Here is a 21413-nt window from a genome sequence, read left to right as displayed (position 1 = left end):
TGGTGGAAGACAGTCTGACGAGATGCTTACTCATATCAGCATATGCTTCCGTGTCCTGTGCCTGAAAAATGCTTTTTGGCTCATATTCACGCACGAGAACTGCACCAAAGCAGTGGCTGTGTTTTTTTGGGGGGTGGTTGAAGGCAAATACCCCAAACACGTGATAGCGCTTCAGGTATCCGCCTCGTTCTTGATCGAAATCAGTATGGCCATCAGAACGACTGACCCGCCAAGCCACGTCGTTGTGCTGGGGAATTCCGCAAAGGCAATGAACGCCAAGATCGGAGCGAGTGGGGTTTCAAGGGCGCTTATGAGAGCGGTTTGGCCAGATGGAACGCGCTTCGCCCCTTCGGCAAGGGTGACGGATGCAATAGCGAACAGCAGGCCGAACGCCGCCAGTATGAAGATCTCAAATGGGTCGGTCTGGAACGGCGCACCCAGAATGAAGGAAGGGGGAAGTAAGAACAATGACTGCAAAACCGAAGGCCCGGCTCCCGGTGTTTCCGGATACTTGCGGTAGATAACCATGATTGTGGCCATGGCAGCCGTCATGACGAGAGCAAGTGTATCGCCCTGAAGACTGATCTGACCCAGAGAGCCGGAAACAATGATGCCGACCCCCAACAGCGCACAAATTGATCCAAGCATGGTGGGGCCAGTGATGCGTTCACCGATGGCAAGCCAAGCCAGAAGTGCTGCGATTAAAGGCGCGACAGCATAGATCAGAGAGACATTTGCGATAGATGTTAACTTGAACGCGGGTATGAAAGCTGCCGTGCCAATTGCCCCGACAATGCCAACGACCCACCCGCTGCGTCCCATTTCAAAGAAATTATGCCGGAAGGTTCGCCGGTTGATGGTCCAAAAAGTCGTGAACGCCGCCGCAAATAATCCGCGCCAGAAAATCACGGCCCAGGCTCCAGCAACCACGCCCTTGGTGAAGATTCCCGCTGTGCTGTAGGTCACGGCGGCGGCCACCAATAGCAGAACGCCGATGGAATATTGTGATCTCGTGCTTGTTATCGTCATAATCTTCCAATGCTATATTTAATCTAACTCATAGCTTGTAAGTGAAAAACATTATGCTGAGCTAATTCACTCTAATTATGATATATATTGACGAGATAGGCTGAATGACAAACGATAATACCTAAACCGATAAGATAGAAAAAATAATGCATATCACATGACACGCAAACTGCCCTCTTTAAACGCTCTGCGTGCTTTTGAAGCCGCCGCACGCCATCTCAGCTTCAAGATCGCTGCCGATGAATTGAATGTGACCCCCGCCGCTGTCAGTCATCAGGTGAAAGCGCTTGAAGACCTGCTCGGCACGCCGCTGTTTTACCGTCTTACCCGCGCTCTGAGATTGACGGAGGCAGGACACGCAGCCTTGCCCGCGCTGTCGGAAGGGCTCGACAGACTTGCAGAGGGCACGGAACAGATGCGGGCTTTCAGCCAAAGCAATGTACTAAGCATCAGCGTCAGCCCTTCCTTCGGATCAATGTGGCTCGTACCAAGACTCGACCGATTTCATCGAAAACACCCCGATATTGAGATCAGAATTGACGGAACTGACCGCATTGTGGACGTCGCGGGAGGTGAATTTGATGTAGCTGTGCGATACGGCCCAGGCGACTACAAAGGCGTTGAGGTGGACTACCTATTCAGCCAACTCAATACGCCAGTATGCAGCCCCGCTCTTTTAGAAGGTGAAAACGCTCTATCGCGCCCCGTGGACTTGGCTCAGCACACGCTCCTGCACATTGATTGGAAAGATGCCGAAGCAAGCTGGCGTATGTGGCTGCTCGCGGCGGGCCTTCACGATGCCGATCCAAACCGTGGACCTCACTTCACGCAGGAAAGCATGGCTATACAAGCAGCTCTGGACGGGCAGGGAGTGGCATTGGTTGGGGACAGACTGGTGTCTGACCACCTGACCAATGGACGCCTCGTCTGTCCCTTTGGCCCAGACCTAATGACACCACTGACGTTCTCATACTATCTACTAAGCTCACGGGGGAATTCATCAACGCCCAAAGTATCAGCATTTCGAACTTGGTTGATTGAAGAGGCTGGTCAGGCAAATACAGCCAAGTAGCCGCCATTCGCGCATGGCGCAGCATTCAACAGATTGGGCTCAATGCAGACCTCGGATGCGGTGCAGCAACAGCAGAATTCTTAGCTGCAAGATTGGGGAGAACGGTCCAAAGGAAACATTCGTTGGGTGATTAGACGCTGCGGTGCAGCTACCCCAAAATAGACGTACTTTAATGGTGCAGCAACCTTGGTTTCCAGATGGTCAATATTCGAGACAAATTGGAGATCGATTGCGTGAATTCGATAGAACGCGATGACGCACGATACAGATGTTGCGAAACTTTTTAACGCGATCAGAGCCTATCGCGCGATATTAGTTCAGAGCACATTGACGGCTTGTGTTTGCCGAAGCTCACACCTGATTACGTACAAACCCGCGCAAACAATTATTATTGTTCCGGCCCAAGTCCTCATGTCAGGAAAATCACCAAAAACAACCCAACCTAAAAAGATGGCGGAAACAATTTCCAGATACTGAAACGGTGCTGCGACACCAGCCTCAATAAAAGAAAGTGCGCGGATGATCAGTTGGTGACCCAATCCAGCCAGCAATCCGAGGAGCAGAAAAAGCCAAAGCTCCCTAATATTCGGGGTCAAATAACTTTGAGCATCCGGAGCAAAGTGCAGTTTCAGCCCGACCGCAATTAACAGCACAAGGGCTGAGAAAAATCCTGTCCAGAACTGTAATAGTAACAGGTCTCTGGATTGTGACATCCGTCGCGTAACAAGCATGTAGCAGGAAAAGAGAAAGGCTGTGGCCAGAGGGAAAAGCGCCGTAACCCCGTAAGTTGATAAATTCGGCCGCAAAACGATCAAAGCGCCAACTAGACCAATCACAATTGCGCCCAACCGTTGAAACCCCAAAGTCTCACGCAATAGAACTGCTCCTAGTAACGTCAATACGAGCGGCTCAACAAAAAATATTGCCAGCGCGTTGGCAATCGGCATGACTTGTAGCGCGTAATTGAAGCTAAGCAGCGCCAACCCAAGGAAAAACCCCGCCAAGACATGCCCCACGACTGGCGTTCGTCGTTTTGGAACCATCATAAACAGGGGCAGCAAAACAATGGTCTGCACAAGAAACCGACCGAATGTCACCTGAAGGGGAGGAAGCCGTTCCATCAAGATTTTTGCAACCGCGTCAAGCCCCGGAACCATGAGCATAGCAACCGCCATCATGATCATGCCGGTAATCTTTTTGCCGTTAACGGATGACGAAAGAGAGAGAGGCATCAGCATCGGCTCACTTTTCCAAAAAGGTGAAATCTTGCCCCAACCATTGTCGCCATCTCTTGCTTGCTGCATCGTGGCGCTGTTGTCCCATATGGGTGAGGCAAGTCATTACTTGGCGAACTGGCACCGGCTTTTCTAACTCTTGGTGGGGGCTTCATCAAAAAACTGATCGACGCTCATCTTCGTCAGGCAATAGTCAATCGTTATGCCAAGATCAAAAGGGTTCTTCGCCGTTTCTTGCCCATTGACTGACTGAACGCTCAGGCCGCCGCCAACGCCACCCAGATCACAAGTTTCGCCACGCACCTTAGCGCCTGACGCAAGTTTGGCCGTCAAGATGAAGCTGCAAGCGGGCAGCATGCCTTCGGCATGTTGGGCGACTGCGCCGCAAAAGCCTGACCCTGCGCGGTATTGTTGCGTTCCAAACTCTAACGCGTCGTCGCCCGCCGTGCGCCATACGCCAAGATTGGCGGCTTCGAAATCGTTCTTTGTCACTATTCCAGTCTCGGAATCAACAGGTTCGTCCTGCCCTTCTTCTGCGCCCATGATAACAATATTGTCGCCTCCAAAACTGATCATCATGGATTCTCGGATTTCTTCGCCTTTGAAATCGAAGGCGAGAAAGCCTCGGTAAACCCCAGACAGTTCCTCGGCGTTGGCCTGGCCGCCTGCAAGCAGTGTGCATGCCGAGAGAGCCGTTAAAATCTGCCGGTGTAGTGCGTTTTTCTTCAAGACTTTCATGGTGTCCTCCATAGGATGGTCGGTCAACTGGCAAGAGACCAGTTGAAGGGTGAATGTTCGGAAATGCGCTTTTTGACTTTATGTGGGGATTACCCGGCGTCTTCCGCGAGGTGTTCAAACAAGCGGTCAGCGCGTTTCGCCAGCAAAGCTGCCCCGTCTCGCTTAGACCAATCGTAAATACCTTTGCCAGATTTCAAACCGTAATTGCCATCACGCACCAGCGCAGTAACCGCTTCTGGAGGCGTGGTGATATTATCGAGATCAGGAAACAGGAATTCCCCAAACATATGGATGATGTCGAGGCCGCCCAGCTCAGCGGATTCAATGGGCCCGGTGACCGAATATCTGCGTCCAAGCGTCAGCCGCATTGAGGCATCGATTGCTTCGGCGGAAGCGATGCCATTGGCCCACATCGACCATGCTTCGCGCATAATGGCAAATTGCAGACGGTTAACGATAAAACCATCAACCTCTTTATCCATCAAAGCAACAGTTTGCCCCACAGATTCTAGAAAACGACAAGTCCAGTTGATCACATCGGGCGACGTTTTCTCTCCGCCACACACCTCGACCAATGGCATGAGTTGCGCAGGATAAATGAAATGTGCGGCGATTGCTCGTTCGGGGTGTTTCATCTCATCCACCATCAGGCTGATCGGTTGGCCAGAGGTGGAAGCAAGTACGACATCCGGTGCGCAGATTTGGTCAAGGCGGCCAAAAACCTCAATCTGAGTTTCACGCACTGCGGGCACCGCCTCGATGACAACGTCAACGTCGGCTGCCGCTTCGTATTCAGTCGTCGTGGAAATTCTGGAAATCGCTGCATCCGCGTCTTCCTGGGTGGTATGTTTTCTAGCAACAAAGGCAGCAAAATTCGAACGTATCGTTTCCATCGCCCTATTTAAGCTGTCTGGATTGCGACCAATGAGTTTGACTGTTTTGCCCGAGCGGGCAAGCACCTGAGATATGCCTTGCCCCATCAGTCCATTGCCGACAACGGCGGTTGAATGGGTTTCCTCTACAGGTTTCATATCTTTCTCCTGGAATGTCTTATTTCTGGCCACGGCGTATCATTCGCGTAAGCGCGGTCACAAATTGTGACGTCTAATCGTGATTTGGCTAATCTAAGTGCATATGAGATGCATATTTATATGATCATTATTGGCCTATTCCATTTTAAATCTAGTCAAAAATAGATTTAAGGCGTTAGAATATCTTTCATATGGATTGGTCAAATATTCCCCCGTTGAACGCACTGCGTGCATTTGCTGCCGTGGCCGAAACCCGCAGTCTGACCAAGGCTGCAGAGGCACTGAACGTAACGCGACCGGCAGTCAGTCAACAAATTCGAAATCTCGAAAGCCATCTGAATGAATCACTTTTGGTGCGAGGTCGGCGCGGTGTTATCCTGACGCCGCGGGGTGAGGCTTTGGCACATTCTGTGCAGGCCGCCTTTGCCGATATTGCGGATGCCGCCCAACAGTTTTCGATATCCGAGGCAAGCCGTGCTCTTCATGTGACGACAACTCCGATGTTCGCCTCCAGTTTTCTGGTGCCTCGCCTCGCGGCGTTTCGCAGCGCGCACCCAGGCATCGAACTCATGCTAAACCCGACTTGCGAGTTCATCGACCCAAGCCCGGGCGGAATAGACATGGCTATCCGATATGGGACCGGGGATTGGCCAGGGGTCGACTGCGAACTACTTTTTGTCGGCTGTTTTGCCGTAGTGGCCGCCACCTCACTTATTGGAGATCGTGAATTCACCGAGCCCGGACAAATCATGGATTATCCTTTATTGCTGGAACTCGGCTACAAGGAATTCGCTGATTGGATGACCTCGCAAGGCCTTGATGTGGCAGAACACAAGAACGTCACACGCATGCCGGGCAATCTCTTGCTGGACGGATTGCGTCGAGGCGAAGGAATTGTCGCCACAGTTCCGCGCTTCATCGAGCAGGACATTAAGGCTGGCCACATCCGGGTTCTTTTCACCGACCGTGAAACAGCAGGCTATTATCTTCTGACCCGCCCCGGCGTCCAACGTCGACCTTTACGCACCTTTATTCGGTGGCTAAAATCCACCATGTAAGTAGCCTGTTTTCGATCAATATTTTCTTTTTAAATCTTGCTTTCCGCTAGGCGTTGCGCAGCATCACTCAGATTGGACACTATACTTCTGCTCGACACTGAAGCACCGTCTCAAAGAAATCAATCATATGAATGTCGGCTTTTAGACCAGAGACCCAAGGAATTTGCGTTCGCAGCGAATGACTGGTTTCCGCCCAAAAACTCTGTTTGCGCTAAATATACTCAAAATTATGTACCGCAGCCTTAGTATGAGTATGTCCGCCAACAGGTTTCAAACACCCGCTTCGTATATTTTGGTTTCTCGCCAAACAAAGCAGCTCGATAAACTATTATATTTCTGTGACTTATAAAAATATAAGCTGTAACTAATAGTAGTAGGCCGCCAGACAGAATACCTCGCACAAATAACTTCTTGCGCGCTTTCACACCCACAATCACCCTCTTTCAGGAAGGACCCACTTACCACGCGAAACCTCTGACAGACCTGCCTCATATTTTGAACCCCGCTTCCCGACATTCCTCTGGTGTAATCAATGATTTCGCAATGAGTTCCCTAGCTTGATGAGTCGAAAAAGAACTTTGCACCCAAGGTTGGCGGCTCTTTATCGCGTTAGCTCTCATCTCAAAAACTGACTCGTTAGAACACCGAGAAACCCCATTTTTTGATTTTTGACTAAATTCTTCCCAGCGCTTTTTTCTTAACCAGTTGTGCGGAAGCATTATGTATTTTTGATCATTCCCATTTTGCTGCTCTGAATACAGTTTTGCTCCCCGTAGAATTTCTTCTGTGTCCGCTCCCTGCTCTACCGCTTCTTCGAGAGCAACCGAGATTTCACTCTCAACACCTTTGCGCGGGTAAAGCCCTTGGAAGTCTGTGATCAAATCATTTAATTCAATCTTTTGCGTAGGCATGTCTGCGCAATCTGGGTTTTGACTGGGGTTTTCTACTTGGTTGGGTAGGTAAATTTTCCCATCATTGAGTGGGAATTTTTCCCTCCTTACCGACGAAAAAATCACCCCTTTGTTGTCAAAGGCGTTGAAATTTCCCTCCATACAACCTCGACCGCGTATCTCCATAGAATCCAGATAATCAGTTATGCTTTCGGTGTTTCTGATTTTTTTGTTTTTCCGCATTAGTGCTTGGCGGACTGCTTGATCTGTTATTTGGTACTCGGTAGCTATGCCTTTGTTCTTCCCCGATTGAACCTCGAAGTACCGTAAGAACGCAGCTTGCCTCTTCACATGCTTTCTTACGGTGTCTAGCGAGAGCCCAACACAGCGCGAAAGATCCTGATCACTCATATAACAACGACCGGTTTTCTTATCGAGCATTGCTGTCAGCAAAAATGTAGCGACCTTGCAAGCCGAAGGTTTTAAACTGCTGTCCATAGACATATTATGGATCATCTGAAGCTTTACTTCGGACAAGCTGGTTATTCTATTTTGCTCTTCAGCGGCTATCGAGAGACTAATCACGTTACGCATAGCAACCGCCCTCCAAATCGCCTTGAATGCCTGAACAAGTACTTGAAATCTGAGCAGGTGATCTCCCTAAATTGTGATACTGATAGTCGATTTCTAACTCGGTTTTAGAACAACGAAGCATAGCGTTTTGTTCATTGAAACACGCTATAAATTGCTCGAGTTCAAAAAACGAAGGAGTATCAAGTTCGGCATCTGTTCTAGCTTTGTCTTGATACCAATTAGGCATTAAAATGTTGTTATCGCTCACAATGTGAGGGGATTGCAAATCCGTGTACACCGGTTCGATTCCGGTACTCGCCTCCAATAAAAACAATGAGTTACGCAACTTCCGCGTACTTTTTGTTGTAAAATGCCGCCAACACCTTTCAAATGCGGTCGTTGGTTACGTTGCCCAACAAAGTCAGCAAAGCGGGACAAAGTGACCTTTTGTCTCCAATCCCCCAGTGGCAGTTTACTGTAGAGTTCGAGATTGATGTGAACCTCAAAAGGCATAACTAAAAAGTACCCCGTTTAAGCCGTGCATGTTTGCCTTTGATCAATCTGATCTGAAGTGCTTTGCCAAATGGTCGATTAACGCGCGAACCCGTGCGGTCAAATGACGGTTGGGTGGGTAGAGCGCGTAGAGGCCGAAGTTTTCTGTTTCATATTCTGAAAAGAGTTGTTCCAGCAGCCCGCTTTCCAGGTTTGATGCCACGACATAGTGAGGGCAGCGCGCAATTCCGAGACCCGCAATCGCCATATTTGCAATCGCTGCTGGCGCGTTTGCATGGAAGGTACCAGCGACTTTCACGACAAAATCCCGGGCACCAGTCTGGAACCTCCAAGCGGTGGCGTTGACCGGATTTTCATCAACTAGGCAATTATGTGTTGAAAGCGCCATCGGATCACCCGGCCGCCCACGCGCGGCCAGATAATCTGGTGACGCACACACAATTAGTGGCATATCAGCAAGTTTTTTCGCAATAAGTGTCGAATCCCTTAGGACGCCTATTCTGACGGCGAGGTCGAATCCTTCCTCAACCAATGCCACTCTAGAATCTGAAAGTTTAAGATCGATATCGACATTCGGATGGGCCTGTATAAACGGCGCTAGGGCTTCCGTCAGATGGCTACTGCCGAACCCGGTTGGAGCTGTGATGCGGATAGGCCCGGCCAATGCAGACTGGCGTGCCTGGACCAGATCATCCAACTCTTCGATTTGCTCTACAATTGGTCTGCAACGCTCGAGATAAGCAACGCCAACATCCGTGAGGGACACACTTCTTGTCGTTCTGTTAAAGAGCTGCGTCGAAAGCCGGCTTTCCAACTGCGCCACGTATTTACTGACGAGTCTGGTCGAGATACCAAGACGCTTCCCCGCCGCTGTGAAAGAACCCTCTTGAGCCACGGCTAGAAAAGCTCGCATCGTATCAATCGTATCCACTGTAATGCTCCTTTGGTTACTCGACTACAATTAATTGAGACCATTTTGTTCATAAATATTGAATGAATTTCACAATTATCACCAATACATTCATATGTCATATTTGATCTCGTGATAGCCGGTGAGCTCAAACAGCTCCCTCCCCAAAAACCTCCGAAAGGAAAAATTATGCCCAACGCCATTCGCATTCACCGCCATCCACTTTCTGGCCATGCCCACCGGGTAGAGCTTTTCGCCAAGATAGGCGGTATCAATCACGAACTGGTTGATGTCGATCTGATGGCTGGAGAGCACAAAAAAGAACCGTTTTTGACGCTCAATCCAGCCGGTCAGGTGCCGGTCATCGAGGACGGAAAAATCGTCGTTACCGACTCTAACGCCATCCTGGTCTATCTTGCCCGCAAATATGCTCCTGACTGGCTGCCCACCGATCCCGTGCGCGAGGCTGAGGTTCAGAAGTTCCTGTCGCTGGCCGCCGGGGATATTGCGCACGGTGCGGCTACTGCAAGGCTGGTCACCGTCTTTGGCGCACAATTGGACGCCGAGCGCCCCAAGGCAGTCGCCAGATCCGCATTCGCGCGTCTCGAAGCCCATCTGGACGGCCGTGATTGGCTGGTTGGCCCCAAACCGACAATCGCGGATATTGCGATCTACAGCTACACCGCTCATGCTCCCGAGGGGAACGTCTCACTTGATGACTATCCCAATATCCAGGGATTGCTGAACCGTGTCGAAGCGCTGTCGGGTTTCGTGCCCATGCAAAGCACCAAAGTTGGCCTGGCTGCATAGCGTGCCAACGCGCCCGGCTGAAAACCGGGCGCACATTTTCCATTCCGCTTGCCGCAAAGTGGTATCCCGGCCCAAGGAGAAGATATCATGTCTGACATCGAACCACGTGATCGCAGTGCGACCCCGTTTCACCACGGTGAACATACGGCGCAGTTGCGGGCAGGTGCCCGCGATATCGAAGCTTGGGCGCGGCAAGTCGTTCGGGATCACATGCCCGAGCAGCATCGCACCTTTCATACCGCGCTTCCGTTTCTGGTCGTCGCCGCCCGGGACAATAAGGGCAGACCTTGGGTCACCTTGCTGGAAGGGCCCGAAGGGTTTGTCACCGCGCCAGATATCAAAACGCTTTCCATCAGCGCATTACCCGGCACGGGTGATGCGCTGTACGGTAGCATTCTTCCCGGAAGTGATATCGGCATTCTTGGCATCGAGCTGGCAACCCGGCGGCGCAATCGCGTGAATGGACGTGCGGCCAAAGTCACATCCACAGGCTTTGATTTTGGCGTCGACCAAAGTTTTGGCAATTGCCCACAATATATTCGAGAGCGAGATTGGTGCCGAGAATCAGGATCTACTCCCGGTCAGTCCACCAGAGGCCGGCAGTTGACTGCTGAGCAGGCAGGATGGATATCGGCGACAGACACGTTTTTCATTGCAAGCGGCTATCGTGGTGAGGGCGACAGCCCGACGTATGGGATGGATGCGTCGCATCGCGGCGGCGACCGAGGGTTCGTTCAGGTGCTGGATGATGGGCGGTTGCGGTTCCCGGACTACGCCGGCAACAATCATTTTAACACAATTGGCAATCTTCTCCTGAATCCGAAGGTCGGTTTTCTATTTGTCGATTTTAAGAGCGGTAGCTTTCTACAGTTGACCGGCAAGGCTACCATCGATTGGGAAAGCTACAAGATAGCAAAATTCCCTGGCGCTCGTCGGCTAGTTACGTTGGAGATTGATGAAGTTGTTGAGACGCGCTCTGCGGTCAGCCTCAGATGGAGTTCGGATGCGGACTCGGTTCGCTCGATGCGACTTGTCGAAAAGACGCCCGAAAGCGTAGATGTCACTTCATTTGTCTTTGAAGCGCGGGACGGAGGATCCCTAGCAGGATTTGAACCTGGCCAGCATCTTCCCATAGAGCTTGAAATTTCTGGGGAAAACGAGCCTGTCAGTCGCACCTACTCGCTCTCCAATGGGCCCGATGAAAACCGCTACCGAATTTCCGTTAAACGCGAGCCGAAAGGCTTGGCTTCGCAGTTTCTTCACGATCACCTCGAAACGGGCGCAATCGTTAATAGTCGTCGGCCATCAGGGGATTTCGTGATGACCTGCAACAAATGCCCATTGGTGCTGGTCAGCGCCGGGGTTGGTGTCACGCCGATGATGAGTATATTGCACGCAGTTGCAAAAGAGCGCGGTGACCGCCCGGTTTGGTTTGTCCATGGTGCGAGAAATGGCAAGCACCATCCATTGGCTCAAGAGGTTCGTGAATTGGCGTCCGCGCGGTCCGGCATCGCTGTACATGTCGCCTATAGTCAACCCACCGCGGATGACGAAATTGCCATAAACTATGACAGTCATGGCCGCGTGAGTGGAGCGTTGCTCGCGCAACTGATCAATAACGTCGACGCACATTACTTCATCTGCGGGCCGGTGAAATTCATGGGTGAATTGCAGGCCGATTTAGAAGGGCGTGGCGTATCCCCAGAGCACATTCATACCGAAACTTTTGGCCCCGCTGGGTGATCTATACCAATTGATCACAACGGCAACCCATCATTAGATAAGGAGCATTCCCATGAACCACAAAGTCTGTTTGATTACGGGTGTCGGAGACGGAACCGGTGCTTCAGTCGCCCGCCGATTTGCACGCGACGGCTATCGCGTCGCCCTGTTGGCCCGCAACCCACAACGTTTGACGGAACTTGAAAACGAGCTTCCGGGATCGAAGTCCTTTGCGTTTGATCTGGAGGATCTGGACCAACTCATTAGTGTTTGCCGACTGGTGAAGGAAGAAATGGGCACGCCAGAGGTCATCGTCCACAATGCTGTTCGCGCCACCTTCAAACCGTTTATGGAAGCAGAGCCAGGGGATCTAGAACGTAATTTTCGCGTCAACACCACCAGCCTGCTCTACATGGCACGCGAACTAACCCCAGCTATGGCTGAGCGCGGCAGCGGCGCAATCATCGTCACGGGTAATACCGCGGCTCTTCGTGGTGTTCCCGATTACGCGCTCTTTGCCCCGACAAAGGCGGCGCAACGGATCTTTGCGCAATCTCTGGCCCGAGAATTGGGGCCAAAGGGCATCCATGTGGCTTATGTCGTGATCGATGCAGCAATCGACACACCGTGGACCCGTGTGCCCTTCAATCCGGATATGCCCGAAGAGTTTTTCAGCAAACCCGACGCCATTGCTAACGAGGTGTTTCATATCGCCCATCAAGATCGATCTACCTGGTCGTTCGACGTTGAATTGCGTCCCTATGGTGAAAATTGGTGAACCATCTGAGGGATGTCGGATGACCTATGGTGCCTAAGCCAGAGGAGCTGACTAATCTGCGTATGGAAGACGTCGTCCTCGGTCATGAGAACGCTCTCCAGTGTTCAAAGAACAGATTTATCGGAGTTACCAAATGACTCGAATGAAATCACAACCTTGCTCAACAGAAACCGACCTTCTCTTGGAAGCGGATCGTCGCGCAAATCGGTACCTTGCTGAAATCAAGGACATGGATGTCTTTCCGAAGGAATTGGCGCGCAGTTCATTGTCTCATTTCAATGCAGATCTGCCAGAAATCGGATTTGATGCTTCCGACACCTTGAGTCTTCTGGATGATTTCGGATCACCTGGCACTGTAGCGTCCAATGGCGCGCGATACTTTGGATTTGTTATTGGGGCGACTATCCCGGTCGCTGCAGCGGCCCAGCGAATGATGATTGCATGGGATCAATGCGCCTCGTCATATACCAATTCGCCATCGGCTGATATGATCGAAAAAGTTGCGGCACGCTGGATACTGGACATTCTGGATCTTCCTCGCGAAAGCGGCGTTGCCTTTGGTACATCTGCAACGTCATCCACGCTTGTTTGTCTGGCGACTGCTCGTCGGACTTTGCTTTTACGGAATAACTGGGATCAGGACATTCGTGGATTGTGTGGTGCACCCGAAATTCGTGTCATCATATCCGAAAAGATACATGTGACGGTTCGCAAAGCACTGCGTGTTCTCGGCTTTGGTGAACAGAACATGATTGTGGCGCCCGTTGATGAAAAAGGAAGAATCGACCCATCAAAACTTCCCCAGTTGGATGAAATGACCATCCTGTGCCTTCAGGCTGGCGAAGTGAATACTGGCAACTTCGATCCATTTCAACCGTTGATAAAAGTGGCAAAGGCGGCCAATGCTTGGGTTCACGTTGATGGCGCTTTTGGTCTTTGGGCGCGAGCCGCTCCAACAAGACGACATCTGACGGACGGTATGGAGATGGCTAATAGCTGGACTACTGATGGACACAAATGGTTGAATACTCCGTATGATGGAGCTGTTGGTGTCTGTCGTGATCGAGATGCAATGACCGCCGCCATGAATAGCGATGCAGAATATTCGTCTGCATCTGCGGAAAGTCAGAAAAATCTAGGCATCGAATTCTCTCGAAGCGCACGCGGCATTCCTTTTTGGGCCGTATTACGATCTCTAGGGCGAACAGGGATCGCCGATATGATTGAACGGCACTGCGCTTTGGCCGAATATGTGGCGGATGCGTTAGCCGAGGCTGGATATAACATCTTAACACCGCCCGTACTAAACCAAGTTCTGTTTACCTTCGGAACTGGCGCTGAAGCGGCACAAATACAGTCTCTTGTCGCGGCCAATGCAAAGGTTTGGTTCGGTATGACGGTCTGGAACCAGACACCGGCAATGCGAATTAGTATATCGTCTTGGCGAACGGATACTCAAGATGTTGATCTGCTGATATCCGAACTCGCTGCTGCGGTGCAGTTTGTCCAATCAGCACGCAGTGACAAACCTTGAGAACGTGCGGATTAAAGGAGGAATTGGGAGGATGCCTGCGGGGATCAGAGATCTAACAGGCAACTCCACCATACGAAGTCAGATTTCTTTAACAAATTCATGCAATATAACCAGATTGGTCGGCCCAAGCTTTTTACATTCGATCACTAACACACTGATATCTCACAGGCGTTTTGCGGACTATTTTACAAAAAAGTGCAATAAAAACAGTCAAAACCTTAGGATTGCAAATCCGTGTACACCGGTTCGATTCCGGTACTCGCCTCCAATATTTTCAATGACTTAGCGGACTTTCTCGAGCTTCCTGTTTGTAAAATGCCCTATGGCTCGAGCACGAGCGCCCCGCCACCGTTTCGGCTTTCCAGCACGTCATGTGCTCTTGAAGCTTCCTCCAAGGGTATGACCTGCGGTTCTTCGACAGAAAGAAAACCGTTTGAGAACGCCTCAAACACAGCTCTGCCCATAGCTTCGTAAGCTGACGGTTTAGCAAGGTAGTGAAACAGGATCGGACGGCTGACCGTCAAGGATTTTGAAGCAAGTTGAGGCATTTCCAGAGGTTTTACAGGACCAGAAGATTGGCCAAAATTGATCAAATGACCTGTCGGTTTCAGCGTATCGAGCGATCCATAGAAGGTGTCTTTGCCGACGGAATCAAACGCATAATCAACGCCCCTGCCGTCTGTGATCTCCCTTACGGCTTCAACGAATTCCACCTCTCTATAAAGGATTGGATGCTCACAGCCTGCCCGCGTCGCCTGCTGCGCTTTTGTTGCGCTTCCTACCGTTCCAATAACATTCGCACCGATGTGAGACGCCCATTGACACAACAGCCGCCCGACACCACCGGCGGCAGCTTGGACAAGAATTGTATCCCCAGCCTTCACTTGCGCGACTTTGGTGATCAACATGTCCACGGTCATCGCGCGTAAAAGGTTCGTGGCCACCAATGCATCGGATACATCGTCGGGGACTTTCAGTGCGAGCTCGGCATCCAGCAACCGATGCGACGCGTAGGCACCATAGCTGCCGGTTACGTAGGCGATCTTGTCGCCTATTGTGAAACCTTCCACGCCGGAGCCAACCCCTTCGACAATACCGACTGCCTCGCATCCGGGAACGCCCGGCAAAGGCAGTGTTTTGTAGAGCCCAGAGCGCACGTAAACATCATGGAAGTTCACACCAATTCCAGTTTGGCGGATTAGAAGCTCCCCGATCGTCGGTTCAGCGACATCCACATCCTCACAGGCGAGAACCTCTGAGCTGCCGTACTCGCGGATGACGATTGCATGCGCGTTCATAGTTTCGGGTCCGGGTTTTCTGTGTTCGCGCCACCTTCTTGCAGCAAGAGATAATTCATCGTCGAGGCGGCATGGCGGAAGGCCATCGCCTCTTGGTAGTCAGGGTCGTTGAACCATGCCTCAACATCGGCCTTGGAAGGAAATTCGAGGATCACCAAGCGCCCGTCGTAATCCTTACCCTCAACGCAGGTGAAGGGCTCGCCACGGGTCAGGAACTTGCCACCGTACTTTTTGACAATGGTTGGAGTGCGGTCGGTGTATTGTTTGTAGGTCTCGGCATCGTGGATCGACATCATTGAGACGACATAAGCTGGCATTATGAATTTCCTTCAGATTTGATCCTCGCCACCGCAATGGCATCTGCGATTTCGGAGCTTGGTTTACCCTCTCGTTGTGAGCGGGTCAGGATTTCTTTGATTGTGTTCTCCAGACCTTCGATCTGTTTGATCGATGCTTCTCGGGACGGTTCTGTAAAGATCACGGTTGACGCGCCCATCATGCCACCCGCGTTCACAACGTAGTCGGGAACATAGGCGATACCGGCTTGGCGCAAGACCTCACCATGGCGGTCTTCTGCCAATTGATTGTTGGCGAGGCCGCAAATGGCTTTGGCCTTGATCTCCGGTATTGTCTGATCGTTGAGCCCCGCGCCAAGCGCACAAGGTGCAAAGACATCGACGTCAGCAGCATGGATGTGATCAGGGTTTGCCGTGGTAGCGTCAAACTCCTCCACAACCCGCTCAACGACATCATCACGCACATCCGCCACGACAAGCTCCGCCCCAGCCTTGTGAAGGTGCCCGCACAAAGCATAGCCGGTCGCGCCGAGCCCCTGAACCGCAACCCGCACTCCTTTGAGGTCTGAATATTTCAAAAAATGTGCCACGGCCTTGATGCCGATGAAGCCACCAAGTGCTGTGAACTCGGACGGATTGAAGCCCGGCTCATATTGCGAGGCACGCGCAAAGATGTAATCGCACCGCTCCGCCAAAATATCTGCATCCGCCGGCCCGACACCGATATCAATCGCGGTCCAATAGCGCCCGGCCAATGATTGCACATGTGCCGCGAAAGCGCGCAGCAGCTCTGGTTTCTTCGGATCGTTTGGGTCGGCGATGATCACGCACTTGCCACCCCCAAGCGGCAATCCCGCGACGGAGCTCTTGTAGGTCATACCTTTTGAGAGCCGTAGAACATCCGTAAGCGCCTCTTCCTCGGTTGCGTAAGGGTGCATCCGGCAACCGCCTGCGGCAGGGCCCAGAACGGTTGAATGGAGCGCAATGATCGCTTTCAATCCGACGCTGGTGTCATTGCAGAAGATAACCTGTTCATGGGCATCGAAGTCTGGGTGGTCAAAAAGCATGTGCCGTTCCATCGCTGAATCGGTAACATCCTACGACGAAAAAACCGGTGAAACATTGCTATTTGATCAACAAAATGTTTTTGTAATAAATATACTCACTAAAGATTACCGAATCTGGAGCGATTATGACTAACTCATCTGTCGATGAGACTGACAGAAGGATCCTTTCGATCCTACAGACTGAAGGTCGGATCACGAACCTTGAGCTTGCCGAAAGGGTTGGCCTTTCGCCCACGCCCTGTAGCCGGCGCGTCAAGCGGCTTGAGGAGGACGGCGTCATCATGGGCTATGGTGCGCGCATCAACCCGACCAGCGTTGGACAAAGCGTAAGCGTGATGGTTCAGGTACGGCTCTCGCAGCAATCGCCAGCCGATATCGAAGCATTCATGTCAGCCGTCCACCGGCTGCCTGAGATCACCGAATGTCTTCTGGTGACTGGAAACCTAGACTACGTCCTCAAAGTGCAGACCGCGGACGTTGAAGCGCTCAGGGACTTTGTGCTGAAGGAACTCAAGGCAATCCCATGTGTCTCCGAGACCTCCACCATGCTGATTTTGGACGTGGCAAAGTCGTCGAACGGCCTCTGATACAATTAGAATGCCCGACAGGATGCTGAGAAAAGACTGTTTTACATTTGACATGCAAGGCACGGATAATTCGTAGGCACTTGGCGGGTCATTTTACAAATTTAGGAAATGAAAACAGCGCGATTCATAGGATTGCAAATCCGTGTACACCGGTTCGATTCCGGTACTCGCCTCCAATTAATTTCAATAACTTAGACGTTTTCTGGGCATCGGCGAAAGCAGAGTCTAAACATTCTGTTTTTGTTATGTTCGCATTTATTGGTGATAGCCACCTAGAAGGACCAGGCAATATAGCGACTGAGAGGGCTGCAAATGAGTGAAGAGCTACTTATCTCTGTTGGTCGTAACAACGAACCTTACCATCCGCCTCTAGGTAGCAATATTGATCATCGGGTAATGGCTCCGAGAAGCACAATCGCTCTTCACCAAAGTTGTAATAGTACCGGCGTTTACGATCATCGTCGCCGTCACAAAGAGCGAAAAGCAGCAATAGCCCTCACTGACCCAGCCTCCAGAGATCCGGCCATTGAGGTGTTAGTAATCCGCCCAAGAAAAGGATGGACCATGAAACGCAGGTTTTCAGACGAACAGATCATTGGAATGATCAAGGAATACGAGGCGGGCGTGAAAGCGCAGGAGCTTTGTCGCCGGTACGGCATCAGTGATGCGACCTTCTACAAATACAAAGCAAAGTTTGGCGGCATGAACGTGTCGGATGCCAAGAAGCTGCGGGCGCTGGAATGAGGCGCAAGCGCCATTGGTTCGAGCGCAGCGCCGAATGAGAACACAAGCTAAAGCGTATGCTGGCGGATGCGATGCTGGATAATGCTGCATTGAAGGATATTGCGACAAAAAACTACTGACGCCCGATGTGAAGCGACGAGCCGTGCGCGATGTGATGGATCGGCACGGCTTGTCCGAGCGTCGGGTGTGTGAATTTGCCGAGCTGCATAGGTCAGTCTTTCAGTATCAGAAGCGGGATCAGGGCGATGATGCCTTGCGCAAGCGGCTGCGCGAGCTGGCAAATGAACGTCGTCGGTTCGGCTATCGTCGTTTGTGCATCTTGTTGGTGAGGGAAGGTTTTGAGGTGAACCACAAGAAGCTGTTCAGGCTCTATCGCGAGGAAGGGCTGGCGGTGCGCCGCAGGCGATCACGCAAGCGGGCTTTGGGCACGCGGCGACCCATTCTGGTGCCAGATCGCGTCAATCAGCGTTGGTCGTTGGATTTTGACTCCGACGCTTTCGAAGATGGGCAGCGGTTCCGCGTGTTGTGCATTGTCGATGACTGCACCCGCGAGGCACTGGCAACTGTCGTGGATCGTTCTTTGTCCGGCGCGAGGGTGACGCGTGAACTGGATGACCTGATCCGTCGGCGTGGCCAGCCCGATATGATCGTCTCTGACAACGGAACGGAAATGACGTCTCATGCAGTGCTGAGATGGTGCCAAGATACCGGAGTTGGCTGGCATTACATCGCGCCCGGCAAGCCAATGCAAAACGCGTTCGTGGAAAGCTTCAATGGCCGTCTGCGAGATGAATGTTTGAATGAGCAAATCGTCGGCAATCTCGCCGATGCCCGAAAGGTCATCGAAAACTGGAGGATCGATTACAACACACAGCGACCACACACATCACTTGGCGGGCTGGCTCCAGCCGTTTACGCCAATCTCAACCGTGCCACCCGGCCTGCGTCGCTTGAGCACCGCAAGGGCTCCGCTCAGCAGGCCTTGACCGCAACCTAATCACGAGAAAGAAACAGGAACGGATTCTACATCCAAACGGCCCGGATCAAGGGGCTGGGTCACCATCTTTCTCAGGTTCGATCAGGTGTAGTTTTCGATCTAGTTCCTTGATCGATCGCTTGAACACATCGGTGGGGCAAGTTCCGGACACCAATCCGATTGCAAAAAATAGTAACTTTGGCTTTTCCAAGGAGGCATTCAGTGTCACTCTGAAGGCATCCACGATGAATTCAATCTGTGGCAAGGCAATGTTGGTTCGCTCACTGTAAACTCCCGCCACTACCACCAAAGAGGACAATAATGTTTCGAACTCGTTTAAAGCGCTTTCAGTCGAAACTTGCCGACCAAGGTATTGACGTCGCGCTAATCACGGATGACGACAATGTGTATTATTTGACGGGTTACTACGACTATCTCCATATGGAGTTCGGGCGTCCTACCATCCTTGTCGTGCCGAAGAATGGCGAGACATTGTTGATCACGCCGACAATAGATCTGAATTCCGCTCAATCCGCAGCACGCGTTGATCGGATTTCACCATGGAATGACGGCATGGGTGGTGAATGGCGCGAAGAACTGCCTTTGGTCGTCAAGAATGCCGGATCAGTTGCAATAGAACCCGGCCACATGCCTCCGCTCGTACTTTCATATGTGAATGATCTGGTGGAGGCGGTTAGACAGACCAGTGCCACGCCAATCCTGAACCAGATGCGCATGATCAAATCGGAAGAAGAATTGCAACTGGCCCGTCACGCCGGGGAGGTCGCCACGGCGATGATGAATGCAGGCCGTGACGCTATCGCGGCTGGAGTGCCCGAGTTTGAGGTCGCCATCGCCACGTCGCAAGCAGGAACACGCACGGCTGCGACTTTGTTGGCCGCACATTATGACGATACCGACATGTCCCCCAACACGCATTTCCTACAGATCATGGCCTCCGGCGAGGACATCATCAAAACCCACCATCGTGCCTCGACCCGTATCATGCAGCATGGCGAGCCGGTGTTCTTGTGCTTTTGCGGCATGACCAATTTTCACCGGTTCAAACTGGGTTTTGACCGGACATTTTGGATTGGCGAGGCTGATCCGGCACAGGTTGAGGTATACGAGGTTGCCGTGGCCAGCCAACAGGCTGCATTGAATGCGCTGCGCCCCGGGGTCACCGCGGAAAGCATTCACGCCGAATATGCCGAAGTCATTCAGGGCGCGGGTTTTGAGTATCCGTTCCGCTGTGGCCGTGCAACCGGATTTAGCTTTCTTGAGTCACCGCAACTGGTCACCGGGGACAAGACCATCATTCAGCCGGGTATGGTTCTGGCGGTGGATGGTTCGGTATCAGTAGATACCTTCCGGGCTCAAGTAGGCGATAGTTTTATTATCACCGAAGACGGATGGGAACCGCTGACACATCACTCAAAATCCGTGGCCGATTTAATCCTTTAACATCGGTTCAGGGACGTTCAGAGAATTATTCGCAAGTCTTTGGGTTGAATGTCTCTGGACAATTCCACCTGCCGAGCGCAGAATAAGAGTGGGAACGCGCGAGCCCATTTTTCAAGAGGAAGGCTTAATGAGCCATTCTGATCGTGCGCCTGCTGAACAGGTACAAGCCGTTTCCAAATCCAGCGAAGTTAAGATGTTTCTGTTCTTGGCAGTGCTATTGGCACCGATCCTGAGCGTCGTGCTTGTTGGCGGATATGGATTTATAATCTGGATGTCACAAATATTGCTTGGCCCACCAAGCCACTAAGACACAGATGCCAACATCAGCCATTAGCCGTCGGGATTTGTTCCGGGGAGCCGCGTCAAAACCAAAACCGGTCAACCGTCCACCATGGGTGGAACAGGAGGCACTAAGCCGCTGCACTTCGTGCAGCGACTGCGTGTCAGCTTGCCCAGAGGGCATCTTGTCGCTTGATGACAAACACCTTCCCAAAGTGGACTTTTCGAGTACCGGCTGCACGTTTTGTGGAGACTGTGCTGCGGCCTGCAGTGAAGGTGTGTTTGGCGAAACAGAAGGTCCGCCGTGGAAAGTTCGCTTGAATGTTACAAATAAATGCCTGCTTCAGAGCGGAATCACATGCCAAGTTTGCACGGACTATTGCGACGCCAACGCATTGCGCTTTGATCTATCTCAACGCCCGGTTGGAGCGCTGGTGATAGATAACGACAACTGCACTGGGTGCGGCATGTGTGTCGGTGCCTGCCCTGTTTCAGCGATCTCAGTGACACCCATAGCATCTGAGGAAACGGTATGACCGATAAGACCCACATTTCGAGCCTACTCGTCACAGCCAAACCTGAACTGATCCCGAACGTGGTGTCTGACATCTCAAACATGCCAATCGCCGAAGCCGCCCATTCAGACGCGGTTGGCAAAATCATCGTCACTTTGGAAACCCCGGATGAAAGCGCCATCGTTCAAGCGCTTACGGACATTCAATTGTTGGACGGCGTGGTCAGCGCCGGCCTTGTATATCATCATGCAGAAGCCTTGGCTGACGCAGCAGAAATTTAACAGCCCCAAAAGG

The 21413-nt window shown here is 51.8% G+C and carries 22 protein-coding genes, 1 tRNA gene and 1 pseudogene; 13 read left to right on the top strand and 11 right to left on the bottom strand.

The window, feature by feature from the left end; all coding sequences use genetic code 11:
• Positions 1 to 171 precede the first annotated feature (171 nt).
• Complete coding sequence (locus ROA7450_RS00855) at positions 172 to 1029, bottom strand: DMT family transporter (RefSeq protein ID WP_085803726.1); 858 nt, start codon at positions 1027 to 1029, stop codon at positions 172 to 174.
• Between the two features lie 157 nt (positions 1030 to 1186).
• On the opposite strand from ROA7450_RS00855, the gene ROA7450_RS00850 reads away from it, so the two are divergent.
• Positions 1187 to 2101, top strand: coding sequence for a transcriptional regulator GcvA (locus ROA7450_RS00850; protein WP_085803725.1), 915 nt, complete (start codon positions 1187 to 1189; stop codon positions 2099 to 2101).
• Between the two features lie 317 nt (positions 2102 to 2418).
• On the opposite strand, the gene ROA7450_RS00845 is transcribed toward ROA7450_RS00850, so the two are convergent.
• The 3 genes from ROA7450_RS00845 to ROA7450_RS00835 form a co-directional block, all read right to left on the bottom strand.
• Positions 2419 to 3405 carry a DMT family transporter gene (locus tag ROA7450_RS00845; protein WP_085803724.1) on the bottom strand — a complete coding sequence of 329 codons (987 nt, stop codon included), beginning with the start codon at positions 3403 to 3405 and terminating at the stop codon, positions 2419 to 2421.
• Between the two features lie 63 nt (positions 3406 to 3468).
• On the bottom strand, positions 3469 to 4074 hold the full coding sequence (locus ROA7450_RS00840) for a hypothetical protein (protein WP_085803723.1): 606 nt from the start codon (positions 4072 to 4074) through the stop codon (positions 3469 to 3471).
• An 89-nt stretch (positions 4075 to 4163) separates the two neighbouring features.
• Entirely contained in the window at positions 4164 to 5105 is a 942-nt protein-coding gene (locus tag ROA7450_RS00835) for a 3-hydroxyacyl-CoA dehydrogenase family protein (protein WP_085803722.1), read from the bottom strand.
• A 191-nt stretch (positions 5106 to 5296) separates the two neighbouring features.
• Between ROA7450_RS00835 and ROA7450_RS00830 the strand changes: the two genes are divergently transcribed.
• The gene (locus tag ROA7450_RS00830) at positions 5297 to 6163 is read left to right on the top strand and encodes a LysR family transcriptional regulator (protein WP_085803721.1); all 867 of its coding nucleotides are present in this window, start codon (positions 5297 to 5299) and stop codon (positions 6161 to 6163) included.
• Between the two features lie 488 nt (positions 6164 to 6651).
• Here the strand turns inward: ROA7450_RS00830 and ROA7450_RS00825 are convergent, their stop codons facing one another.
• The 3 genes from ROA7450_RS00825 to ROA7450_RS00820 all read right to left on the bottom strand — a co-directional run bounded on the left by ROA7450_RS00825 (position 6652) and on the right by ROA7450_RS00820 (position 9070).
• Positions 6652 to 7647 (bottom strand): hypothetical protein, encoded by a 996-nt coding sequence (locus ROA7450_RS00825; RefSeq protein ID WP_085803720.1) that lies wholly within the window; start codon positions 7645 to 7647, stop codon positions 6652 to 6654.
• The gene (locus tag ROA7450_RS20690) at positions 7640 to 7894 is read right to left on the bottom strand and encodes a hypothetical protein (protein ID WP_143534307.1); all 255 of its coding nucleotides are present in this window, start codon (positions 7892 to 7894) and stop codon (positions 7640 to 7642) included. The genes ROA7450_RS00825 and ROA7450_RS20690 overlap by 8 nt, the downstream gene beginning before the upstream one ends.
• A gap of 288 nt (positions 7895 to 8182) precedes the next feature.
• On the bottom strand, positions 8183 to 9070 hold the full coding sequence (locus ROA7450_RS00820; RefSeq protein ID WP_085803719.1) for a LysR family transcriptional regulator: 888 nt from the start codon (positions 9068 to 9070) through the stop codon (positions 8183 to 8185).
• 168 nt (positions 9071 to 9238) lie between these two features.
• On the opposite strand from ROA7450_RS00820, the gene ROA7450_RS00815 reads away from it, so the two are divergent.
• The 4 genes from ROA7450_RS00815 to ROA7450_RS00800 all read left to right on the top strand — a co-directional run bounded on the left by ROA7450_RS00815 (position 9239) and on the right by ROA7450_RS00800 (position 13893).
• Positions 9239 to 9859, top strand: coding sequence for a glutathione S-transferase family protein (locus tag ROA7450_RS00815; protein ID WP_085803718.1), 621 nt, complete (start codon positions 9239 to 9241; stop codon positions 9857 to 9859).
• Positions 9860 to 9946: 87 nt separating this feature from the next.
• Entirely contained in the window at positions 9947 to 11602 is a 1656-nt protein-coding gene (locus ROA7450_RS00810) for an FAD-binding oxidoreductase (protein ID WP_085803717.1), read from the top strand.
• A 52-nt stretch (positions 11603 to 11654) separates the two neighbouring features.
• Positions 11655 to 12359: an SDR family NAD(P)-dependent oxidoreductase gene (locus tag ROA7450_RS00805; RefSeq protein ID WP_085803716.1), complete on the top strand. Its 705-nt coding sequence runs from the start codon at positions 11655 to 11657 to the stop codon at positions 12357 to 12359.
• A gap of 100 nt (positions 12360 to 12459) precedes the next feature.
• A complete protein-coding gene (locus tag ROA7450_RS00800) occupies positions 12460 to 13893 on the top strand; it encodes a pyridoxal phosphate-dependent decarboxylase family protein (protein WP_234999369.1) in 1434 nt (477 codons plus the stop codon).
• A 320-nt stretch (positions 13894 to 14213) separates the two neighbouring features.
• Here ROA7450_RS00800 and ROA7450_RS00795 read toward each other — a convergent pair whose 3' ends face one another.
• Genes ROA7450_RS00795 through ROA7450_RS00785 form a run of 3 tightly spaced genes read right to left on the bottom strand, consistent with a single transcriptional unit; the run spans position 14214 to position 16554 of the window.
• Positions 14214 to 15191 carry a quinone oxidoreductase family protein gene (locus ROA7450_RS00795; protein ID WP_085803714.1) on the bottom strand — a complete coding sequence of 326 codons (978 nt, stop codon included), beginning with the start codon at positions 15189 to 15191 and terminating at the stop codon, positions 14214 to 14216.
• Entirely contained in the window at positions 15188 to 15508 is a 321-nt protein-coding gene (locus ROA7450_RS00790) for a DUF1330 domain-containing protein (protein WP_085803713.1), read from the bottom strand. Before ROA7450_RS00790 ends, ROA7450_RS00795 begins: the two co-directional genes overlap by 4 nt.
• The gene (locus tag ROA7450_RS00785) at positions 15508 to 16554 is read right to left on the bottom strand and encodes a Glu/Leu/Phe/Val family dehydrogenase (RefSeq protein WP_085803712.1); all 1047 of its coding nucleotides are present in this window, start codon (positions 16552 to 16554) and stop codon (positions 15508 to 15510) included. The genes ROA7450_RS00790 and ROA7450_RS00785 overlap by 1 nt, the downstream gene beginning before the upstream one ends.
• 125 nt (positions 16555 to 16679) lie before the next feature.
• Here ROA7450_RS00785 and ROA7450_RS00780 point away from each other — a divergent pair, with 125 nt between their 5' ends.
• From ROA7450_RS00780 to ROA7450_RS00775, 3 genes and pseudogenes are all read left to right on the top strand, one after another.
• Positions 16680 to 17141 carry an Lrp/AsnC family transcriptional regulator gene (locus ROA7450_RS00780; RefSeq protein ID WP_085803711.1) on the top strand — a complete coding sequence of 154 codons (462 nt, stop codon included), beginning with the start codon at positions 16680 to 16682 and terminating at the stop codon, positions 17139 to 17141.
• A gap of 82 nt (positions 17142 to 17223) precedes the next feature.
• A tRNA-Cys gene (locus ROA7450_RS20890) sits at positions 17224 to 17317 on the top strand.
• 388 nt (positions 17318 to 17705) lie between these two features.
• Positions 17706 to 18882 (top strand): annotated as a pseudogene (locus ROA7450_RS00775) (IS3 family transposase).
• Positions 18883 to 18928: 46 nt separating this feature from the next.
• Here the strand turns inward: ROA7450_RS00775 and ROA7450_RS20885 are convergent.
• Positions 18929 to 19162: a hypothetical protein gene (locus ROA7450_RS20885; RefSeq protein ID WP_159453968.1), complete on the bottom strand. Its 234-nt coding sequence runs from the start codon at positions 19160 to 19162 to the stop codon at positions 18929 to 18931.
• A gap of 20 nt (positions 19163 to 19182) precedes the next feature.
• On the opposite strand from ROA7450_RS20885, the gene ROA7450_RS00765 reads away from it, so the two are divergent.
• The 4 genes from ROA7450_RS00765 (at position 19183) to ROA7450_RS00750 (ending at position 21400) form a co-directional block, all read left to right on the top strand.
• Positions 19183 to 20325 carry a M24 family metallopeptidase gene (locus ROA7450_RS00765; RefSeq protein ID WP_085803709.1) on the top strand — a complete coding sequence of 381 codons (1143 nt, stop codon included), beginning with the start codon at positions 19183 to 19185 and terminating at the stop codon, positions 20323 to 20325.
• A gap of 127 nt (positions 20326 to 20452) precedes the next feature.
• Positions 20453 to 20632, top strand: a complete 180-nt coding sequence (napE, locus tag ROA7450_RS00760; RefSeq protein ID WP_085804122.1) for a periplasmic nitrate reductase, NapE protein — start codon at positions 20453 to 20455, stop codon at positions 20630 to 20632.
• A 7-nt stretch (positions 20633 to 20639) separates the two neighbouring features.
• Positions 20640 to 21140, top strand: coding sequence for a ferredoxin-type protein NapF (gene napF, locus ROA7450_RS21490; RefSeq protein ID WP_085803708.1), 501 nt, complete (start codon positions 20640 to 20642; stop codon positions 21138 to 21140).
• Positions 21137 to 21400, top strand: coding sequence for a chaperone NapD (locus tag ROA7450_RS00750; protein WP_085803707.1), 264 nt, complete (start codon positions 21137 to 21139; stop codon positions 21398 to 21400). The genes napF and ROA7450_RS00750 overlap by 4 nt, the downstream gene beginning before the upstream one ends.
• Positions 21401 to 21413: the final 13 nt, after the last annotated feature.

The sequence above is a fragment of the Roseovarius albus genome (assembly GCF_900172335.1).
GTDB lineage: Bacteria > Pseudomonadota > Alphaproteobacteria > Rhodobacterales > Rhodobacteraceae > Roseovarius > Roseovarius albus.
Note: the sequence above shows the minus strand (reverse complement) of the source record. Positions and strands in the feature narration are given on the sequence as shown.